Here is a 2,086-nt window from a genome sequence, read left to right as displayed (position 1 = left end):
GCAAGTCGACGATCGTCTGCAATCTCGCGGCAGTCAGCGCAAGCGAAGGGCTGCGCACGCTCGTCGTCGATCTCGACGCGCAGGCGAATTCGACACGCTACCTCCTCGGCGAACGAGCGACCGACGCGCATCCGGGCGTCGCGGACTTCTTCGACACCGCGCTCACGTTCAGCTTCCGGCCGGTCGACGTCGCGTCGTTCATCCATCCCACGCCGTTCGCGCAGCTCGACGTCATGCCGGCGCATCCCGATCTCGACACGCTGCACGGCAAGCTCGAATCGCGCTACAAGATCTACAAGCTGCGCGACGCGCTGAACGAACTGCACGCGTACGACGCCGTCTACATCGACACGCCGCCGGCGCTGAACTTCTACACGCGCTCGGCGCTGATCGCGGTCGAGCGTTGCCTGATTCCGTTCGACTGCGACGACTTTTCACGCCGGGCGCTGTATACGCTGCTCGAGAACGTGAAGGAGATCCGGCAGGACCACAACGCGGCGCTCGAAGTGGAGGGGATCGTCATCAACCAGTTCCAGCCGCGCGCGAGCCTGCCTCAGCGGCTCGTCGACGAGCTCGTGGAAGAAGGGCTGCCGGTGCTTGCGTCGCGGCTGTCGTCGTCGGTGAAAATCCGTGAATCGCATCAGCAGTCGACTCCCCTCATCCATCTCGAACCGACTCACAAGCTCGCGCACGAATTTCGCGCGCTGCACCGCGAATTAGTCGGCTGAATAAACCGGCAAGTATTTGTCATTTGATCCGATCATTGAAACTTTCATTAATAAACGAGAAAACGGTTTCAATGTAAATTCCGAAAAAACGATTACATAAGCGACTGCTTCATCACTCGATGGCTGTACTTGTTTCTAATAGCGGAAATAATGACGGGGTAAGACTTGCTGAATGTTCATGCGATTGACCCAGTAAAAAGGTAACGGCGGCGCGCGTCGGCCCGTAGTGGCGCGGGCATAGGCCGGGAGCCGGAAGCCGGCGGCGACGGATCTCGATGAGCGGATAAGGGTTTATACCTATCATTAATGCCACTTAATCGACAATTAATCGATTTAGAATGCCTCCTCGAACTTCCGGTGCCCAATTAGCAGCGGTGGTTAAATAAAGGAGCCGGACCTCGATCTGGCTTCCATTTTCTTTTCCTCGCCTCTCGCATTGCCAACAGGAGCGTGTCCGATGTCTGTATTTGCCCCCGAAAAACTCGTTGCCGATTATCAATCCGGTGTCGCCGCCTGGTTTGCGATTGCCCGCCCGGCGATCCGCGGTTTCGAGGCCGTCGTCGAACTGAATCTGCAGGCGACCAAGACGGCGCTTGCGGAATACGAGGACAAGCTGAAGGACGCGCTCAACACGACGAACCCGATCGCGGGTTTCGCGCAGCGCGTCGCCGCGCCGCAGGAAGCGGCCGGCAAGGCGGTCGCGTACGGCCGCCATCTGTTCGACATCGCCGTGTCGACGCAGGTCGAATGGACGAAGGTCGCACATGAACAATACGAACAGGCCGACCTTCGGATGAAGGATGTGATCGGCGAGCTGACCAAGCATGCACCGGCCGGTTCGGCACCGGTCGTGGCCGTGCTGAATTCGGCGCTGTCCGCGGCGAGCGCAGCTGCGGAGTCGGTGCGCGCCGCCGCCGGGCAGGCGATGGAGGCCGCACAGAGCAGCTTCGAGACGGCTGGCGAGACGGCTGCCGAGACGGCCGCCCGCACCGGCAAGCAGGTTGCCGCGACCGCTCGCAAGGAAGCGGCCGGGCGCGAAACGGCGGCCTGAGCCCGCGTCGCGCGTTCGCGCGACGTGACCGAAACGGCGCCGGACGATTGCCCCCGCGTGTGCCACGCGGGTGCGAACCGTTCCGGCTGCCTCGATGACGCTGGCGCACGGCGCGACCGTGCGGGGAATCGCGCGCGCTCGCGCTGCGGTGTGTCGGCGCGCATCCGTACGTGGCGTATCGCGACGCGAGGCGGCGAGCGTGTGCAGTTTGCATCGTTTGCCGATCACTCGTGCCGGCGCCGGACCAAACGATTTGATGCAGGGATTGAACATGACCGACGTAGTGATCGTATCGGCCGCGCGGACC

3 protein-coding genes are annotated in these 2,086 nt (G+C 62.1%); all 3 read left to right on the top strand.

From position 1 onward, the window contains the following. Nucleotides 1–728: ParA family protein (locus HMPREF3115_RS04005; RefSeq protein ID WP_070553476.1), on the top strand; the 728-nt coding region annotated here is incomplete at its 5' end. A 457-nt stretch (nt 729–1,185) separates the two neighbouring features. Further along, nucleotides 1,186–1,779 carry a TIGR01841 family phasin gene (gene phaP / locus HMPREF3115_RS04000; RefSeq protein WP_006406593.1) on the top strand — a complete coding sequence of 198 codons (594 nt, stop codon included), beginning with the start codon at nt 1,186–1,188 and terminating at the stop codon, nt 1,777–1,779. Between the two features lie 94 nt (nt 1,780–1,873). Beyond that, on the top strand, nt 1,874–2,086 hold a 213-nt coding region (locus tag HMPREF3115_RS31860), incomplete at its 3' end, for a hypothetical protein (protein WP_218079204.1).

The sequence above is a fragment of the Burkholderia sp. HMSC10F09 genome, assembly GCF_001806955.1.
GTDB lineage: Bacteria > Pseudomonadota > Gammaproteobacteria > Burkholderiales > Burkholderiaceae > Burkholderia > Burkholderia multivorans.
The sequence above is the reverse complement of the archived record's forward strand: the minus strand, read 5'-3'. Positions and strand labels throughout refer to the sequence as shown.